17 protein-coding genes are annotated in these 23,052 nt (G+C 67.6%); 6 read left to right on the forward strand and 11 right to left on the reverse strand.

What is annotated here, in order from left to right; all coding sequences use genetic code 11:
- Window positions 1-149 precede the first annotated feature (149 nt).
- The gene (locus CFB24_RS14035) at window positions 150-1,082 is read left to right on the forward strand and encodes an SDR family oxidoreductase (RefSeq protein ID WP_088521266.1); all 933 of its coding nucleotides are present in this window, start codon (window positions 150-152) and stop codon (window positions 1,080-1,082) included.
- Here the strand turns inward: CFB24_RS14035 and CFB24_RS14040 are convergent.
- Together CFB24_RS14040 and CFB24_RS14045 are read right to left on the reverse strand one after the other, a co-directional pair.
- Complete coding sequence (locus CFB24_RS14040) at window positions 1,040-2,002, reverse strand: alpha/beta fold hydrolase (RefSeq protein WP_088521267.1); 963 nt, start codon at window positions 2,000-2,002, stop codon at window positions 1,040-1,042. The two genes, CFB24_RS14035 and CFB24_RS14040, sit on opposite strands and share 43 nt — an antisense overlap.
- Window positions 2,003-2,191: 189 nt before the next feature.
- Window positions 2,192-2,758: a YcgN family cysteine cluster protein gene (locus CFB24_RS14045; RefSeq protein WP_088521386.1), complete on the reverse strand. Its 567-nt coding sequence runs from the start codon at window positions 2,756-2,758 to the stop codon at window positions 2,192-2,194.
- A gap of 172 nt (window positions 2,759-2,930) precedes the next feature.
- On the opposite strand from CFB24_RS14045, the gene CFB24_RS14050 reads away from it, so the two are divergent.
- Genes CFB24_RS14050 through CFB24_RS14060 form a run of 3 tightly spaced genes read left to right on the forward strand, consistent with a single transcriptional unit; the run spans window position 2,931 to window position 8,684 of the window.
- The gene (locus tag CFB24_RS14050; RefSeq protein WP_244593105.1) at window positions 2,931-5,108 is read left to right on the forward strand and encodes a transglycosylase domain-containing protein; all 2,178 of its coding nucleotides are present in this window, start codon (window positions 2,931-2,933) and stop codon (window positions 5,106-5,108) included.
- 55 nt (window positions 5,109-5,163) lie between these two features.
- Entirely contained in the window at window positions 5,164-8,025 is a 2,862-nt protein-coding gene (locus tag CFB24_RS14055; RefSeq protein WP_158255135.1) for a PAS domain-containing protein, read from the forward strand.
- The gene (locus tag CFB24_RS14060) at window positions 8,022-8,684 is read left to right on the forward strand and encodes a response regulator transcription factor (protein WP_088521270.1); all 663 of its coding nucleotides are present in this window, start codon (window positions 8,022-8,024) and stop codon (window positions 8,682-8,684) included. The genes CFB24_RS14055 and CFB24_RS14060 overlap by 4 nt, the downstream gene beginning before the upstream one ends.
- Here CFB24_RS14060 and murJ read toward each other — a convergent pair.
- On the reverse strand, window positions 8,638-10,194 hold the full coding sequence (gene murJ, locus CFB24_RS14065) for a murein biosynthesis integral membrane protein MurJ (protein ID WP_088521271.1): 1,557 nt from the start codon (window positions 10,192-10,194) through the stop codon (window positions 8,638-8,640). The genes CFB24_RS14060 and murJ overlap by 47 nt on opposite strands.
- A gap of 52 nt (window positions 10,195-10,246) precedes the next feature.
- A complete protein-coding gene (locus tag CFB24_RS14070) occupies window positions 10,247-11,275 on the reverse strand; it encodes a glycosyltransferase family 2 protein (RefSeq protein WP_088521272.1) in 1,029 nt (342 codons plus the stop codon).
- An 80-nt stretch (window positions 11,276-11,355) separates the two neighbouring features.
- Here CFB24_RS14070 and CFB24_RS14075 point away from each other — a divergent pair, with 80 nt between their 5' ends.
- Entirely contained in the window at window positions 11,356-12,228 is an 873-nt protein-coding gene (locus tag CFB24_RS14075) for a ChbG/HpnK family deacetylase (protein WP_244593099.1), read from the forward strand.
- 6 nt (window positions 12,229-12,234) lie between these two features.
- Here CFB24_RS14075 and CFB24_RS14080 read toward each other — a convergent pair whose 3' ends face one another.
- The 3 genes from CFB24_RS14080 to CFB24_RS14090 all read right to left on the reverse strand — a co-directional run bounded on the left by CFB24_RS14080 (window position 12,235) and on the right by CFB24_RS14090 (window position 15,404).
- Window positions 12,235-13,308, reverse strand: a complete 1,074-nt coding sequence (locus tag CFB24_RS14080) for a YcjF family protein (protein WP_088521273.1) — start codon at window positions 13,306-13,308, stop codon at window positions 12,235-12,237.
- On the reverse strand, window positions 13,305-14,762 hold the full coding sequence (locus CFB24_RS14085; RefSeq protein WP_088521274.1) for a YcjX family GTP-binding protein: 1,458 nt from the start codon (window positions 14,760-14,762) through the stop codon (window positions 13,305-13,307). The genes CFB24_RS14080 and CFB24_RS14085 overlap by 4 nt, the downstream gene beginning before the upstream one ends.
- A gap of 150 nt (window positions 14,763-14,912) precedes the next feature.
- Window positions 14,913-15,404: a SixA phosphatase family protein gene (locus CFB24_RS14090; RefSeq protein WP_088521275.1), complete on the reverse strand. Its 492-nt coding sequence runs from the start codon at window positions 15,402-15,404 to the stop codon at window positions 14,913-14,915.
- 293 nt (window positions 15,405-15,697) lie between these two features.
- Here CFB24_RS14090 and CFB24_RS14095 point away from each other — a divergent pair, with 293 nt between their 5' ends.
- Window positions 15,698-16,861 carry a tetratricopeptide repeat protein gene (locus CFB24_RS14095; protein WP_088521276.1) on the forward strand — a complete coding sequence of 388 codons (1,164 nt, stop codon included), beginning with the start codon at window positions 15,698-15,700 and terminating at the stop codon, window positions 16,859-16,861.
- A 49-nt stretch (window positions 16,862-16,910) separates the two neighbouring features.
- Here CFB24_RS14095 and CFB24_RS14100 read toward each other — a convergent pair whose 3' ends face one another.
- The 4 genes from CFB24_RS14100 to uvrB form a co-directional block, all read right to left on the reverse strand.
- Window positions 16,911-18,338: a Do family serine endopeptidase gene (locus CFB24_RS14100; protein WP_088521277.1), complete on the reverse strand. Its 1,428-nt coding sequence runs from the start codon at window positions 18,336-18,338 to the stop codon at window positions 16,911-16,913.
- 8 nt (window positions 18,339-18,346) lie between these two features.
- Entirely contained in the window at window positions 18,347-19,216 is an 870-nt protein-coding gene (gene hflC, locus CFB24_RS14105; RefSeq protein WP_088521278.1) for a protease modulator HflC, read from the reverse strand.
- Complete coding sequence (gene hflK, locus CFB24_RS14110) at window positions 19,216-20,376, reverse strand: FtsH protease activity modulator HflK (protein ID WP_088521279.1); 1,161 nt, start codon at window positions 20,374-20,376, stop codon at window positions 19,216-19,218. Before hflK ends, hflC begins: the two co-directional genes overlap by 1 nt.
- 103 nt (window positions 20,377-20,479) lie before the next feature.
- Window positions 20,480-23,026: an excinuclease ABC subunit UvrB gene (gene uvrB, locus CFB24_RS14115; protein WP_088521280.1), complete on the reverse strand. Its 2,547-nt coding sequence runs from the start codon at window positions 23,024-23,026 to the stop codon at window positions 20,480-20,482.
- Window positions 23,027-23,052: the final 26 nt, after the last annotated feature.

The following is a 23,052-nucleotide window of genomic DNA, read 5'->3' on the forward strand; positions in this document are numbered from 1 at the left end:
AGATGCCGTCTTTATTTGCTCCTGTATTAGAAACCTCCAGCCAAGCCTGTGGTTCCACCTTCCGCAAAAAAAAATCGACCGCCGCATTTGGCGGCGTGGGCGGCGCGCCCCATATTCGACGGCAAAGGCGACGGCCAAAGGATGGAATCATGAGCGCAACCGCCGAGAAGAGGACCGCCCTGGTCACCGGAGCCAGTTCGGGGCTGGGCCAGGCCGTCGCCACGGACTTGGCGACGCAGGGGATGCGCGTCGGCCTCGTGGCGCGCGACCGGGCGCGGGGCGAACGCGCGCTTGAAGAGATTCGCGCCGCCTCGGGCAATGACGATCTGCATCTTTTCGTCGCCGACCTCGCCGACCAGGCGGCGATCCGCGCGCTGGCGCAGGATGTGCTGGACCGTTTCGCGCGGCTGCATCTGCTGGTGAACAACGCCGGGACCGCTTTCCCCGAGCGTCGCCTGACCGCCGACGGCGTCGAGCGCGCGCTGGCGGTCAACCACCTCGCCCCGTTTCTGCTGACCCATCTCTTGCTCGACCGGCTCAAGGCCAGCGCGCCAGCGCGGATCGTCAATGTCGGCACGCGCATCGACACGGCGATGGATTTCGACGATCTCGACTGGAAGCGGCGGCCCTACCGCATGATGCAGGCTTACGGCCAGTCCAAGCTCGGCAACCTGCATTTCACCTTCGAGCTGGCGCGGCGGCTGCAAGGAAGCGGCGTGACCGTCAATTGCGTGTTTCCCGGCGTGTTCAATTCCAACCTGGGCGGGACCGACGGCGCGCAAAACCTGTTCTTTAAACTGGTGGCCCGGCTGCTGGGCTGGGCGATTCCCTCGGCCGCGCGCGCGGCGCGGCGCGTGCTGCATGTGGCGACGGCTCCTGAACTGGCGGACGTCAGCGGCCAGTATTTCGGCGACCGCAAGACGATTCCCGCGCCCGCCCAGGCGCAAGATCCGCAGGCGAACCGCCGCCTGTGGCGCATCAGCGAGGAGATGACGGGACTCGCCCGGCCCGAAGGCGCGGGCGAGGGATCACCCAGCGGTCATTCCACCGTGGGAGCAGCCGCGCCGGCCGGATCGGCGTGACGCGCCAAAAAACCGTCATAGGCGCGGGTGAAGGCGTCCGGCATTTCGAAATGCGGGAAGGCGCCGGACTGGAACACGTCGATGCTCCAGTTGGCGTGGCGTTCGACCAGGCTCTTGTGGCGGTAATCGACGAAATCGCCGCGCACGCCATGGATCATCCACACCGGATGGGACAGGCGATGGTACAGCAGCAGCGCGTCCTTGCTGAACAGATAGCCGGAGACGAAATAGTAGGGCGCGTGGCGCGCGCCGGGCTGGTGGGTGGTGAGATAGGCGTAGTCCCACAGCCCTTGGTCGATCGTCTTCGAGCCGAACGTCTTTTCGAGAAAGTAGCGGATGCTGGATCGGCTGGTCAGCAGGTTGAACACGCCGCGGCTCCACAGCGGGACATTGAGCGCCGCGCGCAGCCAGGGCATGCCGCGATTGCCGCCCTGCGGGTCGTCGCGCGCCACCTTTTCGAAGCCGGTCGGGCTGACGAAGGCCAGCGTGCGAAACGCGTCGGGCCGCTCCAGCGCGGCGCGGGCGAGAAACTCGCAGGACAGCGACAGAGCCAGGGCGTCGACCGCGCCGGGATGGGCGCGGGCGATCTCGGCGACCGCGGCGTGAATCGCGTCGACCATGATCTTGACGCTATAGGCGCGATCGCTGCGGTCGGACTGGCCGAAACCCGGAAGGTCGAGCGCATAGACCGGGCGCGCGCCCGCGTAATGCTCGAACAGCGGCTTGACCTCATAGGCCGACGGCGTGGCGTTGATGCTGTGGATCAGCAGCAGCGGGACGCCCGTGGCGGGGCCGGCGCTGTAAAGGGCGATGCGGCCGGACGGGCTGGCGATGTCGGCGCGCTTGCCCGGCACCGGATCGGACAGGGTGGGGTAGGGATGCGTCGGCGCATCCGAACGATCCAAGGCAATGTCATTCATCTATACGTCTCCCGGCTTTGGCGCGTGGCGGCCGCGGCTCAAATCAATAGCGCCGACTCTAACGCCGCAGGGGCGCCGTTCAAAGAAATAATGCCGTGTTCCGCCGGGGGTTCCGCCTTGTTTGCTTTGAATTGACGGATGTCATGAAGATGTCGTGCAAAGAACAAGCGCAAATTGCGCCCGGCGCGATCACTTTTTCTTCGCCGCTTTCGGAACTTTGCCGGGCCAGCTGACCACGCGATCGACCTGTTCGTCGATCGAAAGCGCGTCTTCCAGGGCGTAAACGCGGCCGATCACCGAGACGCCCGCCTCGATCACGCTTTCCGGCCGCCCGCTCACCAGCGGATGCCAGTCCGGCAGGTCCTGTCCCCGGGCGATCAGCCGGTAGGCGCAGGTCGGAGGCAGCCAATCCAGGGTTGCGGCGCTGTCGGGATCGAGCTTGATGCAATCCTTCACCCGCCGCGAGCGATGGCCGTAATCGGCGCAGCGCGCGTTGGCGGGGTCGAGCAGGCGGCAGCCGACGTCGGTGAAATAGATTTCGCCGGTGTCTTCGTCCTGCAACTTCACCAGGCAGCAGCGGCCGCAGCCGTCGCACAGGCTTTCCCATTCCGTTTTTGAAAGGTCCGTCAAGGCCCGGCCGAGCCAGAATTTCCCGCCCTTGCGCGCCACGCCTTCGCTCCTGTCCCAGAATGATGCGCCGCAACTGGCGCGGGTATTGCGCCGCCCCGCGCGGCGTCGCGGGACATGCGCCGCCATGGTGCGCTCGTCAAGCGCCGCGAAAAAAAGGCGCCCGCGTCGAGCGCATGGAAAACGCGTCACGCTCGTCAAGCGCCCTAAAAAAGTGTTAAGAAGCCCGCGCGCCCGGACGGCGCCGCCGATGAGGTCCGCCTTGCCTTTCGAACGAGATAAATCCTTGCTGTTCCGCCGGATGCGCCACGCGCTGCTGGCCGCGGATTCCTGGCTCGATTCGTTCGTCTATTCCGCCCAGACCGAGGCCGGCGAGTTGTGGCGGGATTTTTCCGGCTTCATGGAAAATTTTCACGTGCGCGGCGCGACGCGCGTGGCGTCCGAACTCGCCGGCGAGGCGATGACCCTCAGCGTGTTCGGCGGGGCGGTGCTGGTGGTGCTGGCGCAGCCCGCGTTCAAGCTGACCGCCGTCGACGACTGGATGAAGAAGACCGACATCGCCGTCACCTTTCAGGACAGGTTCGGCGTCGAAGTGGGACGGCGCGGCATTCTCCACGACGACGCCGTGGCGCTCGACCAATATCCCGACTACGTGATCCAGGCGGTGCTGGCGACCGAGGACCGGCGCTTCTTCGACCATTGGGGCGTCGATCCCATCGGCCTCGCGCGCGCGCTCACGGTCAACGCCCGTTCGTCGGGCGTGGTGCAGGGCGGCTCGACCCTCACGCAGCAATTGGCGAAAAACCTGTTCCTCTCCAACGAGCGCACCGTCACCCGCAAGGTCAACGAGGCGTTCCTGTCGTTCTGGCTGGAAAGCCACATGACCAAGCGGCAGATCCTGCGGCTTTACCTCGACCGCGCCTATATGGGCGGCGGCGCCTTCGGCATCCAGGCGGCGGCGCAATTCTATTTCGGCCGCTCGATCAAGGATGTGACCCTGTCGCAGGCCGCCATGCTCGCCGGCCTGTTCAAGGCGCCGACCAAATTCGCGCCCCATGTCAATCTGCCGGCCGCCCGCGCCCGCGCCAACGACGTGCTGAGCAATCTGGTCGCCGCCGGCTATATGAACGAAAATCAGGTGGCTGACGCGCGGCGCAATCCCGCCGCCTCGGTCGAGCGCAGCGACCAGAAGACGCCGCCCGACTGGTATCTCGACTGGGCGTTCAACGAAATCAAGGCGCTGGCGGATTCCGGCAAGCTCGGCGCCGACCGCGTGTTCACCGTGCGGCTCGCGCTGGATTCCGCCTTGCAGAAGAAGGCGGAAACCACCATCGACGCCAATCTGCGCGAGAACGGCAAGGTCTATAACGCCCACCAGGGCGCGACGGTGGTGCTGGAGCCGAACGGCGCGGTGCGGGCGCTGGTCGGCGGCCGCGACTATGGCGCCAGCCAGTTCAACCGCGCGGTGGACGCCCGCCGCCAGCCCGGCTCGTCGTTCAAGCCGTACGTCTATCTGACCGCGCTGATGTCGGGGAAATTCACGCCGCAGACCATCGTGCGCGACGAGCCGATCTGCCTGGGCAACTGGTGCCCGAAGAATTACGGCGGCTCCTATAACGGGGCGATGCCGATGTGGAACGCGCTGGCGCATTCGCTCAACACCGTGGCGGTGCGGCTGTCGGTGGCGATCGGGGACGGCGACGCCAAGCGCGGCCGCCAGAAGATCATCGCCACCGCGCGGCGCCTCGGCGTCACCGCGCCCTTGCCTGACACGCAATCGCTGCCGCTCGGCGCCGACGAGGTCAGCGTGATGGATCAGGCCACCGCCTACGCCGCGTTCGCCAATGGCGGCAAGCGGATCAAGCCGTTCGCGGCGCTGGAGATTTTGAACAGCCGGGGCGAGCAGATCTACAGCCACGACCGCGACGGCGAGCCGCCGCAGCAGGTGATCGAGCCGCGCTTCATCGAAATGCTGGTGTCGATGATGACCCAGGTGGTCGAGCAGGGCACGGGCGGCCGCGCCAAGCTTGAAGGCGTCAAGGTCGCCGGCAAGACCGGCACCACCAATGAATACAAGGACGCCTGGTTCTGCGGCTATACCGGCAATTTCGTCGGCGCGGTCTGGTATGGCAACGACGACGACCAGTCGATGGAGAAGATGACCGGCGGCACGATGCCGGCCGCGACCTGGCATGACATCATGCAATTCGCCCATAGCGGGGTCGATCTGAAACCGCTGCCGGGCGGGACGCTGATCGCCGAGCGCGGCCCGCTGGCGGCCGGCGGCGACGTCAGCGCCGCCGTTCGGCGCTCCGACCAGTTGACGCGCAAGGCCGCGGAAACGCTGGGGTCGATTCAGGTGCTGATGAAATCGGCCTCGGCGCGGCGGGCCAGCCTCGACCTGCCGACCGTCGCAACGGCCCGCGCCTTGGAGCGCGGCGGCCTGGAGCGCGGCGGCGCCATCGTCGAATTGCGCTGATCCCGTGGAGGCGAGCGGCGCGCCAGCGGGGTTTTGGACGCGGTGGCGGCGCCGGTTGGCGCGCTGTCTGGGGCTTGGCCGGGCGCGGGCCGATGCGGCGCGCGCCCGCTCCGACGACCCTCGCTTGCGGTCGGCTCTCGAAGCTTGCGGCGTCGGGATCGGCGATATCGATTTCCTGTCGGGCGCGGTGACGCTCAGCGCCGAATGGCGCCGCATCTGGGGGCTGGCCGAATGGGAAACGGCCACCATCGACGGCCTCAACGCCATGGTGCTGGAGGAGGACCGCGCGGCGCGCACGCAAGCGCTGGCGCTGGCGCTCGATCCGCGCGGGCCCGGGCTGTACCGGGCGCGCTTCCGCATCCGCCACGGCGGCGACGGCGCGCCGCGCTGGGTGTGCTCGCGCGGCAAGATCCAGTTCGAGAACGGCGTGGCCGTGAGGTTGATCGGGATCACTCGCGACGTCACCGACGAGATGGCGGCCCGCGCCGCGCTGGAGCAGCAGGCCGGGCTGGCGGAGCTTGACCGCGTCCGCGCCGAGCAATCGGCCCGCGAGCAGCAGCGCCTGGCGCTGGCGCTGGAGGCCGGCGCCATCGGCACGTTCGAAGCCGATCTGCTCGCCAATGAAATTCGCCCCAGCGACAAACTGCGGCAAATCTGGGGCTGGCCGGACGACAGGCCGATCCAGCCCGGCGTTCTCGACGCCCTGGTGGTCGAGGAGGATGTCGCGGCGCGGCGGGAGGCGCTGGCCCGCGTGCGCCGGGACCAGGGGCGCTACGCCGCGCGCTTCCGCATCCGCCGCGCCAATGACGGCGCCCTGCGCTGGATCGACACGCGCGGCGAGGTTCAGTTCGATGGCGACGTCCCGGTGCGCGTGTTCGGCGTCTCGCGCGACGTCACCGACGAAATGGAGGCCGCCGCCGTGCTGCAGGAGCAGGCGCGCGAGCGTCAGCGCCTGGCGCTGGCGCTGCAGGCCGGCGCCATCGGCACGTTCGAGGCCGATCTGGTCAAGGGCGACATGCGTCTGAGCGAGAAGCATCGGGAGATCTGCGGCTGGGCCAGCGACGATCCCTTGCCGGTCCGCGTCATGGACGAGGATATGGTCGTGGATGAGGATCGCGCGGCGCTTCAGGCGGCGCGGGCCCGCGCATTGAGCGGAGCGGACCAGTTTCATGCGCGCTTCCGCCTCCGCCGCGCCAATGACGGCGCCGTCCGCTGGGTCGAATCGCGCGGCCAGGTCCAGTTCGAGGACGGCGCGCCGGTTTGGGCGTTCGGCGTCACCCGCGACATCACCGACGAGAAGCAGGCCGCCGCCATTTGGGAGGAAAAGGCGGCGCTGGCCGAACAGGCGCGGCTGCGGGCCGAGGAGCTGGCGCTGGAGCAGCAGCGCCTCAAACTGGCGCTGGAGGCCGGCTCGATCGGAACATTCGAGGCCGAACTGCCGGACGGCGAGCCGGTCGGCAACGCCAAATGGCTGGAGATCATGGGCTTCGCTCCGGGCGCTCCGGTTACGGCGCGCCGGGTCGAGGCGCTGGTGATCGACGAGGATCGCGCCGGCCGCCGCGCCGCGCACGCCGCCGCGCGCGATCCGGCCTCGGGCGGCTATTTCGCCTGCCAGCACCGCATTCGCCGGGCCAGCGACGGGGCGTTGCGCTGGATCGATTCGCGCGGGCTGATCTCGTTTCGCGATGGCGTTCCCGTCCAGGTGCGCGGCGTCAATCGCGACGTCACGGACGAGGTCGAGGCGGCGGCCGCGCTCAAGGAGAAGGCGCGGCTGGCGGAGCGCCTGACCCTGCTGGCCGAGGCCCTTCCCGGGGCGATCTATTCCTATGTGCTCGCCGCCAACGGCGACCGCCTGTTCTCCTACATGTCGCCCAACGCCCGGTCGCTGCTGGGGTTCGGCCCCGCCCTCCACGAGCTCGATCTGGCGCGGCTCTCCGCCCGCATTCCCGCCGACGATCTCGCCGATCTGCTGACGGCGCGGGACGTTTCCTATCGGCATCTCACGCCCTGGGCCGCCACCTTTCGCTACAATCACCCGACGAGGGGCGAAATCTGGCTGTCGGCCGACAGCCGGCCGGCCCGCCGCGACGACGGCGCCATGGTCTGGCATGGCTATATCCACGATGTGACCGAGCGCGAGACGGCGGCCCGCGCCCTCGCCGAAAGCGAGGCGCGGGTGCGCGCGCTCAAGGACGAGCGGCTCGCGGCGCTGGAGAAAATGGCGGCGAGCCTGGCGCATGAAGTCAATCAGGCGCTCGCGGCCGGCGCGACCCTGCTGGCGGTCGCCCGCCGCCGGTTCGCCTCGGCGCGCCTGCGCGTCGAGGCCGATCCCGACCTCGACGCCGCCGCCAAGGCGCAGGACAAAGCCGCCGACCAGCTGCTGCGCGCCGGCCGCATCATCTCGCGGGTGCGCGAATTCTCGCGCCACGGCGAACCCGACAAGACCTTCCGCAATCTGCACGACATCGTGCGGGAAACCGTCGCCGGGCTGGAGGATGACGCGAGCTTCGCCGGATTCGAGATCGAGATCCGGCTCGAAGCGGCGCGCGACGCCGTGCTGATCGACCGCACGCAGATCGCCTCGGTGCTGATCAACCTGCTGCAGAACGCCCGGCAGGCCGCCCGCCCCGAGGGGCCGCGGACCATTGTCGTCGCCAGCCGTAACCACGACCAAGATATTGTGATCTCAGTCATTGATTACGGATCGGGTCTGTCGGAAGATGTTCAAAGCCATATGTTCGAACTGTTCTGGACGACCAAGCGTTCGGGCATGGGTGTTGGTCTGGCCATGGCCAAGGCGATCGTCGAGGCCCATTACGGCTCGATCTGGCCGGACGTCGCGCGCGCGGAGGGGACGGTGTTCAATTTCAGCCTCCCGCTGATCGAGACGAGCGCGGCCGGGGGAGAAATGGAATGAACGGTTCGGCTCCGGCGGTTTATATCGTCGATGACGACCCTGCGGTGCGCGAGTCTCTCGTTCTTCTGATGGAAACCGAGGGCCTGCTGGCCCGATCTTTCCCGTCCGCGCGGGACTTCCTCGCCGCCGGCCCGGAAAACTGGCGCGGATGCGTGGTGACGGACGTTCGCATGGGCGAAATGTCCGGCATGGATCTGCTGGCGCAGGTCAAGCAGACGGCGCCGCATCTGCCGGTGGTGATGATCACCGCCTATGGCGACGTGCCGCTGGCGGTCGAGGCGATGAAGCTGGGCGCCAGCGATTTTCTGGAAAAGCCCTATGCGGAGCGCGAGTTCATCGCGGCGGTGCGCGGCGCGCTGAACGAGGCGGCCAACGCCGAGGCGCGAACCGGCGTCCGGCTCGAAATGGAGCGGAAGTTCCAGACCTTGTCGGCCTCCGAGCGGCGGGTGCTGGGCGGTCTGCTCGAGGGCAAGCTCAACAAGACGGCCGCCTATGAAATGGGCGTGAGCCTGCGCACCGTGGAGGCGCTGCGCGCCAGCGTCATGACCAAGCTCGGCGCCGATTCCCTGTCCGATCTGGTGCGGGCGACCATGCGCGCCGGCCTCGACCGGATTATTTCCTCCGCCGCAGCCGAGACAGGCCCATTTCCGCCGCCGTGACGCCCAGCGCGCGGGCGCCGGCGATCAGCGCCGCGCCATAGGCCAGCGCGCCGAGCAGGCCAAGGCCGCTGAGGGCGGCGAGCAGGCCGGGCACGCCGCCGATCGCCCGCGCCGCCGTCAGGAACGGGTCTTGCAGCCACAGCGCGACATTGGCCAGCACCACGCTGGCGGTGGCGCAGGCCAGCAGCACCGACACAAACGTCTGGTCCGGCTGGAACAGATAGCGGCGCAGGGCGAGAATGACGAGCAGCGCGACATTGATCCAGGCGTTGACGGAGGTCGCCACCGCGATGCCGACGGCGCCGAGCGGCTGGTACAAAGCGAGTTTCAGCAGCAGGTTGACGCCGAGCGCGCCGAGCGAGATCAGCATCGGCGTCTTGGTGTCGCCCATGGCCTGAAAGCCCGAGCGCAGGGCGTTGACCGCGACCATGGCCAGCAGGCCCGCGCCATAGGCGCGCAGCACGGCGGCGGTCGCCAGCGAATCCTCGATGTGGAAGCGGCCGTGCTCGAACAGGGCGCGGACGATGACTTCGGGGATCACCATGAAGGCGACCACGAACGGCGCGGTCAGCGCGACGCTCAGGGCCAGCGTGCGGTTTTGCGCGGTGAACGCGCCCTCCCAATCCTCGCGGGCGAAGCAGCGGCTCATTTCCGGCAGCAGCACCGTGCCGGCGGCCACGCCGACGAGGCCGATCGGCAATTGGTACAGCCGCTCGGCGTAATAGAGCGACGACAGCCCGCCCGTCGCCAGCAGCGAGCCGATGATCGTGTCGGCGAACATGGCAATCTGCAGGCCCGACGAGCCGATCACCGCCGGCCCGAACCGGCGGAAGAAGTCGCGCACGTCGGCGCCCCACCCCGGCCGGGCGATTTTCTCGAGCACGCCATGGCGGCGCGCCGAGACGGCCAGCAGGACGAATTGCGCGGCGCCCGAGACGGTCACGCCCGTCGCCGCCGCATAGGCCGCGTTGGGGAACAGGTAGCTCAGGGCGAGAAAGCCCATGGTGACGACATTGAGCAGCACCGGCGCGAAGGCGCCGACGGCGAACACGCCATGGGCGTTGAGCGTCGCCGTGTGCATGGTGACCAGCGTGACGCAAAACAGATAGGGAAAGGTGATGCGGGTCAGCGTCACCGCCAGCGCGAATTTGTCCGGATCGGCGGAAAATCCCGGCGCCAGCAGATGGACGAAGGCCGGCATGAACAGCCAGCCGAGCGCCAGAATCACCAGTTGCGAGATCAACAGCAGCGTGAAGATCTGATTGGCGAAATTCCGGGCGCGCGCCTCGCCGTCCTGTTCGAGCACGCGCAGATAGGTCGGCACATAGGCGGCGTTGAAGGCGCCTTCGCCGAAAATGGCGCGGAAATGGTTGGGCAGGCGCAGGGCGACCGACAGCGCGTCGCCGAGCGCGCCCGCGCCGACCAGGCCGCTCAACATAATGTCGCGCAGGAACCCGGTCACGCGGGAAAGCAGGGTGAAGCCGCTGACCGAAAGGAAACTCTTGTACATCAGGCGCCGGACGGTGCGGGGGAGCAGGTCAACACAATTAGATCATGCTTGATTAAAATTTCGCCTTTTCGGTATTGGCGGACACGGTATTGGCGGACACGCTTTTGGCGGGCGCGCCGACAACGGCCGCGCCGCGCGGGCCGCCGACGCGCTCCTGCACCAGATAGAGCGGGCGGCCCTTCACTTCGGCGAAAACCCGGCCGATATATTCGCCGAGCACGCCCAGAGAAATCAACTGCACGCCGGCGAAGAAGGTGATCGAGACCACCAGGGTGGCGAAACCGGGCGCGGACACGCCCCAGATCAGCGTCTCCACCACGTAATAGAGCGCGTTGGCCAGCGCGAAGGCGGCGATGGCCATGCCGAAATAGGTCCAGACTTTCAAAGGCACCGTCGAGAACGACACCAGGCCGTCCAGCGCGAAACGCGTGAGCTTGCGGTAGGAGAATTTCGATTCGCCGGCATGGCGCTCGGCGACGTCGAACGGCACGCCAATGCTCTTGAACCCGATCCAGGCGTAAAGGCCCTTGGAGAAACGCGCCTGTTCCCGCAAGGTTTTCAGCGCGTCGAGCGCCACGCGGTCGAGCAGGCGGAAATCGCCCGCGCCTTCGGGCAGGCCGATCTCGCCAAAGGTGCGGAACAGCCGGTAGAAATGGGCGGTCAGCCATTTGCGCGCGGCCGAATCGGTGTCGCGGCTGCGGCGCACGCCGAAAATGTTCTGATAGCCCTCGCGCCATTTTTCCACGAACAGGGCGATGGCTTCCGGCGGATGCTGCAGGTCGGCGTCCATGATCACCGCGCCCCGGCCGCGCGCGGCGTCCACGCCGGCGGCTATGGCTATTTCCTTGCCGAAATTGCGCGAGAACGACACCGCCGTGATGCGCGGGTCGGAGGCGTTGAGTTCGCGCGCCACCTCCATCGTATTGTCGCGCGAGCCGTCGTCGACGAAGACGATCTCGAAGCTTTCGACGCAGGCGAGCGCGGGAATCAGCCGCGCCGCCAGCGGCCGCAGATTGTCGCCCTCATTGAAGACGGGAATGATGACCGAAAGCTCGGGCGTCTCGTCCGCTTGAATCGTCATATCTCCGTCCCAGCGTGCTTAAGTTCCAGAAGGTCTAGTGTCGCAAACGAAAATGCGCAAGAAAGGGGCGGATTTTCGACATGCCCGAAGACAAACAGATGACCTTCGCCTTTGCCCTCTGCGCCGACGATTTCGCGCTCTCGCCCGCCGTCACCGCCGGGATTCTCCAGGCCCTGCGCGCCGGGCGGCTCACCGCGACCTGCGCCATGACCACGCAGCCGCATTGGCCCGAGGCGGCGCGCGCCTTCGCCGATCTCGCGCCCGACGCCGATCTCGGCCTGCATTTCAACCTGACGCTCGCCGGCCCGCTGGGGGCGATGCCGCGTTTCGCGCCCGCCGGCGCGTTTCCGGCGATGAATTCCATCGTGCCCGCCGCCTGGCGCGGCGCCTTGCCGCTTGAGGAAATCCGCGACGAATTGCGGCGCCAGCTCGACGCCTTCGAGCAGGCGCGCGGCGCGCCGCCCGATTTCGTCGATGGCCACCAGCATGTGCAGGTTCTGCCGGGAATCGCCGAAGTCCTGCTGGCCGAATTGTCCGCGCGTGGGCTGGCGGGCAAATGCTGGCTGCGCGATTCCGCCGACCGTCCCAAACGCATTTTTTCGCGCGGCAAACATTGGGGCAAGGCGCTGACCGTGGCCGGGCTGGCGCACGGATTCCGCCGCAAGGCCAAAGCGGCCGGTTTTGTGCTGAACGACGGCTTTTCCGGCTTTTCCGACTTCGACGCCACGGGGGATTATGCGGCGGATTTCGCCACCTACCTGCTGGCGCCCGGGCCGTCGCAGCTCCTGATGTGCCATCCCGGCCATGTCGATGACGAACTGGCGCGGCTCGATCCCGTCACCGCCTCGCGCGAGACCGAACTGGCGTTCTTGCTGTCGCCGCATTTCCCGGAGGTCGCGGCGGCGGCGGGGGCGCGGCTGGAACGGTTTTCCGCCGCGCGCGCGCAGGGATAGGACCAATCAGCCGGTCTTCTTGTCCTTGTCGCGCCGGAACAGGAACGGCGCGACATCGCCGACGCCCGGCTGTTTCTCCACGATGAACGGCATCGGCCGGCACACCGCCATCGCCGACAGGCCGATGCGCGCGGTCAGCAGGCCGTTGAGCACGCCCTCGCCGAGTTTTGAGGAAATGCGCGAGGCGACGCCGTGGCCGACGATCTGCTGCAGCAGCGAATCGCCGATGGCGATGGTGCCGGTCAGCGCCAGATGGGTGGTGACGGCGCGCGCCAGCCGGAACGCGCCGAGCATGCCGGGACGGCCGCCGTAAATCTCGGAAATGCGCCGGATCAGGCGCAAGGCCTGGGCGGCGACGAAGACCACGTCGATGATGGCGCGCGGCGCCAGCGTCGTCACCATCGACACATTGCGCGCGGCCTTGGCGATCTCGCGGCGGGCCTCGGCGTCGAGGCCGGGCATCATCGCCTTTTCGGCGATCTCCACCCGCGCCGCGCCGTCGATGATCTCCTTCTTCAGCTCCTTCAGGCGCTTCAGCGCCGTCGCCGCCTCGGGCTTGTCGGCGTAGAGCGCCGCCAGTTCGGCGATCTTGGCCTTGGCCAGGGAGCCGTCGTCGGTCTCATGCGCGATGGCCAGCGCGCGATGCAGCCGGGCGATGGCCTGCTGGCGGAACAGGACGGCGATCTCGCGGCTCACCAGCACGGTCAGCGCCAGCAGGACCAGCCCGACCAGCGCCGCCGAAATCCAGCCGAGCGCCATGCTCTTGGCGAACAGGTTCGCCACCAGTTCTTCGAGCCACAAGCCGACGCCGATCGAGAACAGCGCCCCCAGCGCCGACAGCAGAACGCCGCCCCAGCTCCAGCCTTTCTTGCGCTGCAGGAAGCCTTCGCGCTGGGCCTCCTCGGTGGCGCGCTCGGACGGCGGCTCTTGCGCCTCGGCTCTGGCGGCCTGCGCCTGGGCCTTCTCTTGCGCCTCGGCCTCGTAATAATCGGGCTGGGCGACGAATTCGTCGTTGAGCTGGTTCAGCAGAAAGGCGCGCGGCCGGGGTTTTTCGGGGCGGGGGTTGTAGGCCTCGCTCATGACATCCAATCTCCGAAAAGAAACTGACAGGCGCGGTCGAGGCGGATCTGCGCCGGCGGCGCGCCGTTGGGCGTTTGCGGCGGCCGGAACCGCAGGAACCGGACGTCGGCCTGATGCTCGGGAATGGCCAGCGTGTCGCCGCGAAACGCCTGACGCGGGTCTTCCGGCAACTGGCCCGGGAAAATGGCGGCTTCGGTCTCGCCGTCGAACCTGTGTCCGTCCAACGCCTCGCCCTTGAGCGGCGTTCCGACAATCGCGTCCAGCGTGTCGCGGCCGTATTTGATCTGGGCCTCGCGGGTGGCGCGCACGGCGGCCAGCGCGATCACGTCCACCTCGGCGCCAAAACCCTCGGCGCGGGCGATCGAGCGCGCCGAAAGCTGGCGCAGAATGGCTTCGAGCCGGTCGTGGCTGAGGTGGTGCAGATGGTCGGCCTTGGTCGCGGCGATCAGAATCTTGTCGATGCGCGGCCGGAACAGCGTGTTGAACCAATTGTTGTTGCCCGAGCGGAAGGCGGCGAGCACGTCGTTCAGCCCGCGCTGCAGGTCGCGCACCGCCTCGGCGCCGGAATTGAGCGCGGCCAGCGCGTCGACCAGCACGATCTGCCGGTCGAGCCGGGCGAAATGGTTCTGGAAGAACGGCTTGACGACATAGGTCTTGTAGGCCTCGTAGCGCCGCTCCATCATCGCCGCCAGCGAGCCCGGCTCGATATAATAGGCCTCGGGCAGGGGCAGCGGCGCAAACGTCAGCGCCGGCGAGCCTTCGAGATCGCCGGGCATCAGGAAGCGGCCGGGCGGCAGGGTCGACAGGGCGTAGGAATCGGTGCGCGAGGCCCGCAGATAGGCGGTGAATTTTTCCGCCGCCCGCCGCGCCGCGCCCTCGTCCTCCGGCGCGCCCGGCTCCAGCGTGGCGGCAAAGCCGCGCCAGTCGGCCGCGAGCGAGGCGCGCGCCGCGCCGGCGCTGGCCTCGAACGTCTCGCGCGACCATTCGAGATAGGATTTTTGCAGCAGCGGCAGGTCGAGCAGCCATTCGCCGGGATAATCGACAATGTCGATGGTCATGGACGAGCCGCCGGGCATGAGTCCCTCGCGGCGCTCGAAATCGAGGCGCAGCCGCAATTGCGAGATCTGCCGGGTCGATTGCGGCCAGTGGCGCCCCGGGCCGGACAGTGCGGCGAGATGATCCTCATAGGCGAAGCGCGGCACGTTGTCGTCGGGCTGCGGCTCCAGCCGTCCCGCGATGATTCGGCCTTCCTCGGCGACGCGAAAGGCGGGCAGGGCGTTCTTGTCGTTGCGTCCAAGCAGGGTGAGATGGCGGGCGAGTGCGGTGATGAAGACGGTTTTGCCGGCGCGCGACAGGCCGGTGACGCCGAGCCGCAGGCCGCGTCCGCGCACGAGATCGGACAGATTTGCGGCGCCGTTGCGGGCTTCGGCGAGAAGGGTATCGAGAATGGACAAAAGGGTCTCCGGGCGATCTCACCACGCAAGCGCCGACTCGTCTGCTGGGGCGGCTTCCTTTGTTTTAGCAGGATTTTTATCCGAAAACCGACAGCGCTTTTCGGAAATCCGCTGAGGCTCAGATGGGCGCCCGCCGCGACTTATACAGGGTCAGGCCAGAAAGGCGAGCAATTCGCCGCCGCTCCATGACATTTCGCTCCATGGCGTCTTCACATCGAAGGCGGCGAGCGCCGCCGGCGGAAAATAGCGTTTGAGCCGGTCCATGTCGGCGCTGGGCCCGCGCCCGGCGAACAGCACGGCGAATTCGGCGAACGCGGGGTTGTGGCCGACCGCCAGCACGGTTTCGGCTTCGTCCGGCAGGGCGCGCAGCAAATCCAGCACGTCGTCGCCCTCGGCCCGGTAGAGACGGGGCGCGAGGCGCAGTTCGGGATTGGCGCCGCAGGCCGCGAGCGCGAGGTCGAGCGTTTCGCGGGCGCGCAACGCGTCCGAGCACAGGGCCAGATCGATGCGCTCGCCCCGGGCGGCCAGGGCGTCGCCGATGCGCCCGGCGGCCTCGCGCCCCGCGGGCGTGAGCGGCCGTTCGTGATCGCGATACTTGCCGGATTGGACGGCGTCGGCGTGACGGAGCAGGTAAAGGCGCATGGTTTAGAAGATAGCATGAAACATGCGCGCGTCACCTGACAGAGCGTCGCGCCGCCGGCCGACCCTGCGTCGCCGGGGGCGAAATGCAGGCGAATCGGCGGGTTGGCGTCGCGGTTCTGCGCGAAAATTTTCCCGGCGCGCCGCCTTGGCCTTTGGCGAAAGCCGCGGCTAAAGATTCGGCTTGGCGGGCCGGGCGCGCGGCGCGGCCTTTCGCCGCAAAATCGCCGCGAAGTTTGGGCTTTTGCGCGCGGGTGCGATGGGCTAACGCTGGATGGCGAGCGGGGAGTGGGCGAATGAGGCAGGCGGTGTGTTTTGTTGCGGGGGCGCTGCTGGTCGCTGGAGCGGCGCGCGCCGAGGACGCCGCGCCCGTCCCGGATTTCAGCCAGGGGGCGACCCACGTCATGCCGGCCGCGCCGGCGAACGCCGCCGCTCCGGCTTCGGCCGCGCCCGCCGCCGAGTCCGCCGCCGAGTCCGCCGCGACTTCCGCGCCGCCCCGGCAATCGCCGGAGGCGCTGGCCTGCGCCAACGTCGACGGCAAGGCCAGCCCCGAGCAGCGCGACGCCGCCTGCTCGAAGCTGATCGATTCGCATCAGTGGCGCGGCAAGGATATTTCCTGGGCCTACGCCAACCGCTGCTCCGTTCGCGTGCGCCTCAAGCAGATCGATCGCGCGCTGGCCGATTGCTCCGAGGCGATCGATCAGGATCCCGATCTGGCCAGCGCCTATCAGCTGCGCGCCGAAATTCATCGCACCCGCGACGAACGCGCCAAGGCGCTTGAGGATTACGACAAGGCGGTGGCGCTGGGCGCGAAAAGCGCCGCCCTGTTCGGCGGCCGCGGCCTGGTGCGCCTGATCGAGGGCGACGCGGCCGGCGCGTTGCAGGATTTCGATCAGGAGGTGGCGATCGCCGGCGGCGTGGCGGAATCCTGGATGGATCGGGGCAGCGCCGAACTGGGCGTCGGCGACGACGTCAAGGCCGAGCAGGATTTCGCCAAGGCCGCCGAACTCAATCCCAAGGACCCGCAGCCCTGGATGAACCGCGGCGTCGCCGCCATCGGCCAGGGCGACGCGTCGCGCGCGCGGGCCTTTTTTGGCGAGGCGCTCAAGCGCGATCCCCACCAGACTTACGCCGCCCTGTGGCGCTTCATCGCGGCCGACGGCTCCGCCGACGCCGCCGCCGAATTGAGCGCCTACGCCGAAAAGTCCAACAAGGACTGGCCCTTCGCGGTGACGCAGCTTTATCTGGGCCGCGCCGAGGCCGCCGAGGCTTTCGGCGCCGCCAAGACCGACGATCAGCAATGCGAAGCGCGGTTTTACGTCGCGCATTTCCAGTTCATGAAAGGCTCGGCGAAAGACGCCGCGCTCGGGCTGAAGCGCGCCGTGGAGAGTTGCCCGAAGAATTTCATCGAATATTTTCGCGCCGCGGCGGATCTGAAAACGCTGGAAGCCGCCAAATAGACGCCGCGCGAGAGCGCGGCGCCGGGCCTCCAGCGGTAAATGGCGGCCGTCAGTCCACCGGCAGCGCCACGAACCGCGCCTGTCCCTGGCCATTGGCGATCAGCACCAGCGCGGTCTTCTTCTTTTCGGCGCGCAGCGCCTTCACCTGCGCATCGACGTCCTCGGGCCGCGCCACCGGAGTCCGGTTGATCTCGATCACGATCTCGCCCGGCGCCAGCTTCTGCTCGGCGGCGGGGCTGTCGGGCGTCACCCGGACGATCAGCGCGCCGGCCTTGACCGCGTCCTTGACCTGGAATTTGGCGCGCATCGACTCGTCGAGCGGCGCAAGCTCCAGGCCGAGCGCCTTGACGGCGGCGCCGGCGGGCGGCGCGGCCGGCTTGGGATCGTCGGCCTTGGCCTGTTTGATGGCGCTTTCGTCGAGACGGCCGAGCGTGACTTTTCGCGTCAGCTCCTTGCCCTCGCGCACCACCACAATGTCCACATCCTTGCCGACGGGGGTCTGCGCCACGATTTTCGGCAATTCGTGGGCGTCCGGCACCGGCTTGCCGTCGAACGACACGATCACGTCGCCGGCCTTGAAGCCGGCCTTGGCCGAGGGGCCTCTTTCGTCGAGGCCGGAAATCAGCGCGCCGCGCGGTTTTCCCAGCCCGAGGCTTTCGGCGATGCCGTCGTCCACCTTCTGGATGCGCACGCCGAGCCAGCCGCGCCGGGTCTCGCCGAATTTCAGCAATTGCTCGATCACCGGCTGCGCGGTGGCGGCGGGCGTGGCGAAGCCGATGCCGATCGAGCCGCCGGTGGGCGACAGGATGGCGGTGTTGATGCCGACGACCTCGCCGGCCATGTTGAACAGCGGGCCGCCGGAATTGCCCTTGTTGATGGCGGCGTCGGTCTGGATGAAGCTGTCGTAGGGGCCGCTGTCGATGTCGCGGTTCTTGGCGGAAATGATGCCCGCCGTCACCGTGCCGCCCAGCGCGAACGGATTGCCCACCGCCATCACCCAATCGCCGACCCGCGCCTTGTCGCTGTCGCCGAACTTGACCGAAGCCAGCGGCTTGGCCGGTTTGACGCGCAGCACCGCGACATCCACCTTGGCGTCCTTGCCGACCAGCTCCGCCTTCAGCTTGGAGCCGTCGGTGAAGATCACCTCGATCTCGTTGGCGTCGGCGATGACGTGATTGTTGGTGACGACGATGCCGGCGGAATCGATCACGAAGCCCGAGCCGAGCGAGGTCGAGCGCCGCGGCCCGCCGCCGTTCGGCTGGCGGTGGCGCTTGAGGAATTCCTCGAACATGTCGTCGAGCTGCCCGCCGGGGGGCAGCTTCTCGGCCTTCTTCTCCTCGACCTGGGTGGCGGAAATGTTCACCACCGCCGGCGTGACCTGATCGGCGAGATCGGCGAATGTCTCCGGGGCGCCGCGCGCGAAAGCCGGCGCGGCGAGGGCGAGCAGGCCGGCGAGCGCGGCGGCGAGCAGTTTCATGTCGGGTCTCACTTGTTTTGGGTCTTGCCCGAGGCGGAATTGAAGAAGCGGAAGAAATCCGCCTGCGGCGACAGCACGAAGCGCGCCCCGCCCGCCTTCAGCGCGGTCTCATAGGACTGCATCGAGCGGTAGAAAGCGAAGAAATCCGCGTCCTGCCCGAAAGCGTCGGCGAAAATCTTCGCGCGCTCGGCGTCGCCGTCGCCGCGCAGGGTTTCGGCTTTCTGGCGGGCCTCGGCGACGATCACGGTGGCGTCGCGCTGGGCGCTGGCGTTGATCTGCGCCGCCTCCTGCTGGCCGAAGGCGCGATATTCCGCCGCCTCGCGGGCGCGCTCGGTGCGCATCCGGTCAAACACCTTTTCGGAAATCTGGCGCGGCAGATCGACCCGGCGGATGCGGGCGTCCACCACAGTCAGGCCGAATTTTTTCGCCTCCGTATCGACCTGTTCGCGGATCTTCGCGGTGAGTTCAAGGCGCTGGTCGCGCACGATGCGGGTCTGGTCGGCGTCGCCGAGCACACGGCGCACGGTGGAATTCAGCACGGAGGCCAGCTGGTTGCCAGCGCCCGCGACCGTGCCGACGGTCTGGTAGAACCGCAGGGCGTCAGCGATGCGGTAGCGCACGAAGGCTTCCACCTCCAGCCGCTGGTTGTCGGAGGCGAGCACCTCCTGCTGCGGCGATTCCAGATCGAGGATGCGATTGTCGATGTAAACGACCGATTCGATCCAGGGCCATTTGACATGCAGGCCCGGCGCGGTGACGAGGCCCGCCGGTTCGCCGAACCGCAGGATCAAGGCCTGCTGGGTCTGGCGCACCTCGAAGAAGGCGGCATAGACGAGCGCAAGCGCGAGCGCGCCGATAAAAAGAGCAATACGCCGCATCACTGGCCTCCCGCCGGTTTCGCATTGGTGGGGGCGCCCTGAAGCGGATTCAGCGGCAGCACCGGCAGGGCGCCGGCGCGGTCCAGCACAATCTTGTCGCCGGCGGCGAGCACGCGCTCCATGGTTTCGAGATAGAGGCGCTCGCGGGTCACATCAGGCGCCTTCTTGTATTCGCTGAAAATTTTCAGATAGCGCGCGGTCTGGCCGCGCGCTTCGGCGACCGTCTGCTCGCGATAGGCTTCGGCGGCGCGCTGGATTTGCGACGCCTCGCCGCGGGCCTGCGGCACGATGCGGTTGGCTTCCGCCTGCGCCTCGTTGACGAAGCGCGAACGGTCCTGCTGCGCGGCGGTCACGTCGCGGAAGGCGGAAATGACGGTGGGCGGCGGATCGACCGACAGCAATTGCACCTGCAAGATGGTGACGCCGGAATGATAGGAATCGAGAATGGCCTGCATCGCGGCCTGCGCGGCCGGCTCGATCACCTTGCGCTCGGCGGTGAGCAGCGGCTGGATTTGGGTGCGGCCGACGATTTCGCGCATGGCGCTTTCCGCCACGGCCTTGATGGTCTCGGCCTGGTTTTTGATGTTGAAGGCGAAATCCTCGGGGCGGGTCGGGTCGATCTGCCAGATCACGCGGAATTTCACATCGGCGATGTTCTCGTCGCCGGTCAGCATCAGGCTTTCCTCCGGCGCCTCGCCGACGCTGGAAATGCTGGGAACGCCGCGCGCGCCCACGTCGATGGAATTGCGGTCGGTGACGTTGAGCTTGACCACGTCGCCAATGGGCGTCGGCCAGTTATAGTTGAGGCCCGGCGCGGTCTTGCCGACATAGCGGCCGAACACGAGATTGAGGCCGACCTGGTTGGGATCGACGGTGTAGAAGCCGCTGGCCAGCCATAGCAGGCCGAGCAGGCCCGCCAGCATGGCGCCGACCCTGGGCGTGAGGTCGCCGGGTTTGAAATTCTGCAGCCGGTCCTGCGCCTTGCGCACGATCCTCTCCAGATCCGGATTTGGCCCGGACCCCCAGGGATTGTTGGGATCGGTGTTCCTGGAATCCTTGTTCCAGGGATTGTCGTTCTTCGGGGGCGAGCCCCAGGGACTGCTGTTGGCTTTGTCGTCGTTGTTGCGGGGCTGGTCCCCGCCTTGATTGTTCCAGGGCATGAAGTCCTCGAATTGTACTCCCCTTTATATAGCGCGCCGCGCGCGCGACGGAACAGGGGTGCGTTGCTTTAGCGCGGGCGCTGTGGGGATTTCGGTTTCGGCGTTAGCGTTTTCTGGTCTTGGGCTTCCATCCGGCGGCTTGCCGGGGCTTGGCCTCGCCGCCGCCGAAATTGTGCGGCCCCATGTCGGCGTCGGTCGGCTTGTGGATGCGGGAGGGCGGCAGGTTGGCGGCCGGCCCGTATGCGCCCGCGCCAAATCCGCCGCCGTCGGCCGCGACATCGCTCTGGCGCGCCAAGGGATCGTCGGCCACGGTCATTTCGACGGCGCGCAGCCGCTTGATCTCGTCGCGCAGCCGCGCCGCGGTCTCGAAATCGAGATCGGCGGCCGCCGCGCGCATCTGCTTCTCCAGATCGGCCAGCGTCGCCTGGAAATTATGGCCGATGGCCGCCGGCGCCGCGACGCCTTTGTCGACGGTGACGTGGTCCTGCTCGGCCACCGAGCCGAGAATGTCGGCGATGCCGCGCTTGATCGTGGCGGGGGTGATGCCGTGTTCTGCGTTCCAGGCGAGCTGCTTTTCGCGGCGGCGCCTGGTTTCGCCCATCGCCCGCTCCATCGAGCCGGTGACGTTGTCGGCGTAGAGGATGACCTTGCCGTCCACATTTCGCGCCGCGCGGCCAATCGTTTGGACAAGGGAACGCTCGCTGCGCAAAAACCCTTCCTTGTCGGCGTCGAAGATCGCCACCAGCGCGCATTCGGGAATGTCCAAACCTTCGCGCAAAAGGTTGATGCCGACCAGCACGTCGAAGGCGCCGAGGCGGAGGTCGCGGATGATCTCGATGCGCTCGATCGTGTCGATGTCGCTGTGCATGTAACGGACGCGCACGCCATGCTCGTGCAGATATTCGGTGAGATCCTCCGCCATGCGCTTGGTCAGCACGGTGACGAGGGTGCGATAGCCCCGGGCGGCCATGTCGCGGATTTCGCCCAAAACGTCGTCGACCTGGGTGCGGGCGCTGCGCACCTCGACCGGCGGATCGACCAGTCCGGTGGGGCGGATCACCTGCTCGACGAACACGCCCTGGGCGCGCTCCAGCTCCCAGTCGCCGGGGGTGGCGGAGACATGCACCGATTGCGGCCGCATCGCGTCCCATTCCTCGAAGCGCAGCGGGCGGTTGTCCATGCAGGAGGGCAGGCGGAAGCCATATTCCGCCAGCGTGGCCTTGCGCCGGAAGTCGCCTTTGTACATGGCGCCGATCTGGGGCACGGTGACATGGCTTTCGTCGGCGAAGACGATGGCGTTGTCGGGCAGATATTCGAACAGGGTCGGCGGCGGCTCGCCGGGTTTGCGGCCCGTGAGATAGCGCGAATAGTTTTCGATGCCGGCGCAGGAGCCGGTGGCGTTGAGCATTTCAATATCGAACAGCGTGCGCTGCTCCAGCCGCTGCGCCTCGAGGAAGCGGCCGGAGGCGTGCAGCTCGTCAAGCCGCTGGCGCAGTTCGGTTTTTATGGAATCGACCGCCTGTAGCAGGGTGGGCCTGGGCGTGACATAGTGCGAATTGGCGTAGAATTTCACCTGCTCCAGCTCGTGCAGTTTCTTGCCGGTGAGCGGGTCGAATTCGGCGAGGGATTCGACCTCGTCGCCGAAGAAGGAGATGCGCCAGGCGCGGTCCTCATAGTGGGCCGGAAACACTTCCACCGTATCGCCGCGCACGCGGAACGTGCCGCGCGAAAAATCGGGGGTGCGCTTGTATTGCAGCGCCACGAGATCCTGCAACAATTGCCGCTGGTCGAGCTTTTCGCCGACCGCGACCGAAAACGTCATCGCCGTATAGGTTTCGACCGAGCCGATACCGTAGATGCAGGACACGGACGCGACAATGATGACGTCGTCGCGTTCGAGCAGGGAGCGGGTGGCGGCGTGGCGCATCCGGTCGATCTGCTCGTTGATGGTGGATTCTTTCTCGATATAGGTGTCGGTGCGCGGCACATAGGCTTCAGGCTGGTAATAATCGTAATAGGAGACGAAATATTCGACGGCGTTATTGGGGAAAAAGTTTTTGAACTCGCCGTAAAGCTGCGCCGCCAGGGTTTTGTTGGGCGCGAGGATCAGCGCCGGCCGCTGCGAGCGGGCGATCACCTGCGCCATGGTGAAGGTTTTGCCGGAGCCGGTGACGCCGAGCAGCACCTGGTCGCGCTCGCCTTGCGTAAGGGCCGCCGTCAGCTCCTCAATGGCGCGCGGCTGGTCGCCCTGCGGCGTGTAGTCCGACACGAGTTCGAACCGGACGCCGCCCTCGGATTTTTCCGGCCGCGCGGGACGGTGGGGAACCCAGGGCCTGGCCTCCCGCAGGTTGGGATCGCCTTTCTCCAGCAGGTCGGCGAGGCGTTCCGCCGTCGCGCCGGAGGCGGTGGCGAAATTTTCGCGGGCGGGGGCGCGCTTTTTCGGCTTTTCGCGCACCAGCGCCGGCTCCTGGCCGAGGCCGTAGCGCGCCGCCTCCTCGTCGCTCAGGCGCTCGCCGGCGAAGGGGGAAGCCGCCTCGGCCAGCCCTGGCGACACCAGCGCCGGATTGAGCAAGGCCGCGAGATGTTGGTCGAGCGGCTTGACGTCCGGTTTTGAGGCGCGGCTGCGGGGGGAGGAGGGTTTCTTGGCCATGGGGGTGAATATGGCGGCGCGGGACC

The organism is Rhodoblastus acidophilus (assembly GCF_900187365.1).
Classification (GTDB): Bacteria; Pseudomonadota; Alphaproteobacteria; order Rhizobiales; family Beijerinckiaceae; genus Rhodoblastus; species Rhodoblastus acidophilus.

Coding starts and splice junctions, on each gene's coding strand:
- uvrB (WP_088521280.1), bottom strand. CDS start 23,026: ATGGCCAAGAAACCCTCCTCCCCCCGCAGCCGCGCCTCAAAACCGGAC.
- hflC (WP_088521278.1), bottom strand. CDS start 19,216: ATGCGGCGTATTGCTCTTTTTATCGGCGCGCTCGCGCTTGCGCTCGTC.
- murJ (WP_088521271.1), bottom strand. CDS start 10,194: ATGTACAAGAGTTTCCTTTCGGTCAGCGGCTTCACCCTGCTTTCCCGC.
- CFB24_RS14100 (WP_088521277.1), bottom strand. CDS start 18,338: ATGAAACTGCTCGCCGCCGCGCTCGCCGGCCTGCTCGCCCTCGCCGCG.
- CFB24_RS14040 (WP_088521267.1), bottom strand. CDS start 2,002: ATGAATGACATTGCCTTGGATCGTTCGGATGCGCCGACGCATCCCTAC.
- hflK (WP_088521279.1), bottom strand. CDS start 20,376: ATGCCCTGGAACAATCAAGGCGGGGACCAGCCCCGCAACAACGACGAC.
- CFB24_RS14080 (WP_088521273.1), bottom strand. CDS start 13,308: ATGAGCGAGGCCTACAACCCCCGCCCCGAAAAACCCCGGCCGCGCGCC.
- CFB24_RS14045 (WP_088521386.1), bottom strand. CDS start 2,758: ATGGCGGCGCATGTCCCGCGACGCCGCGCGGGGCGGCGCAATACCCGC.
- CFB24_RS14050 (WP_244593105.1), top strand. CDS start 2,931: ATGCGCCACGCGCTGCTGGCCGCGGATTCCTGGCTCGATTCGTTCGTC.
- CFB24_RS14070 (WP_088521272.1), bottom strand. CDS start 11,275: ATGACGATTCAAGCGGACGAGACGCCCGAGCTTTCGGTCATCATTCCC.
- CFB24_RS14075 (WP_244593099.1), top strand. CDS start 11,356: ATGCCCGAAGACAAACAGATGACCTTCGCCTTTGCCCTCTGCGCCGAC.
- CFB24_RS14090 (WP_088521275.1), bottom strand. CDS start 15,404: ATGCGCCTTTACCTGCTCCGTCACGCCGACGCCGTCCAATCCGGCAAG.
- CFB24_RS14060 (WP_088521270.1), top strand. CDS start 8,022: ATGAACGGTTCGGCTCCGGCGGTTTATATCGTCGATGACGACCCTGCG.
- CFB24_RS14095 (WP_088521276.1), top strand. CDS start 15,698: ATGAGGCAGGCGGTGTGTTTTGTTGCGGGGGCGCTGCTGGTCGCTGGA.
- CFB24_RS14035 (WP_088521266.1), top strand. CDS start 150: ATGAGCGCAACCGCCGAGAAGAGGACCGCCCTGGTCACCGGAGCCAGT.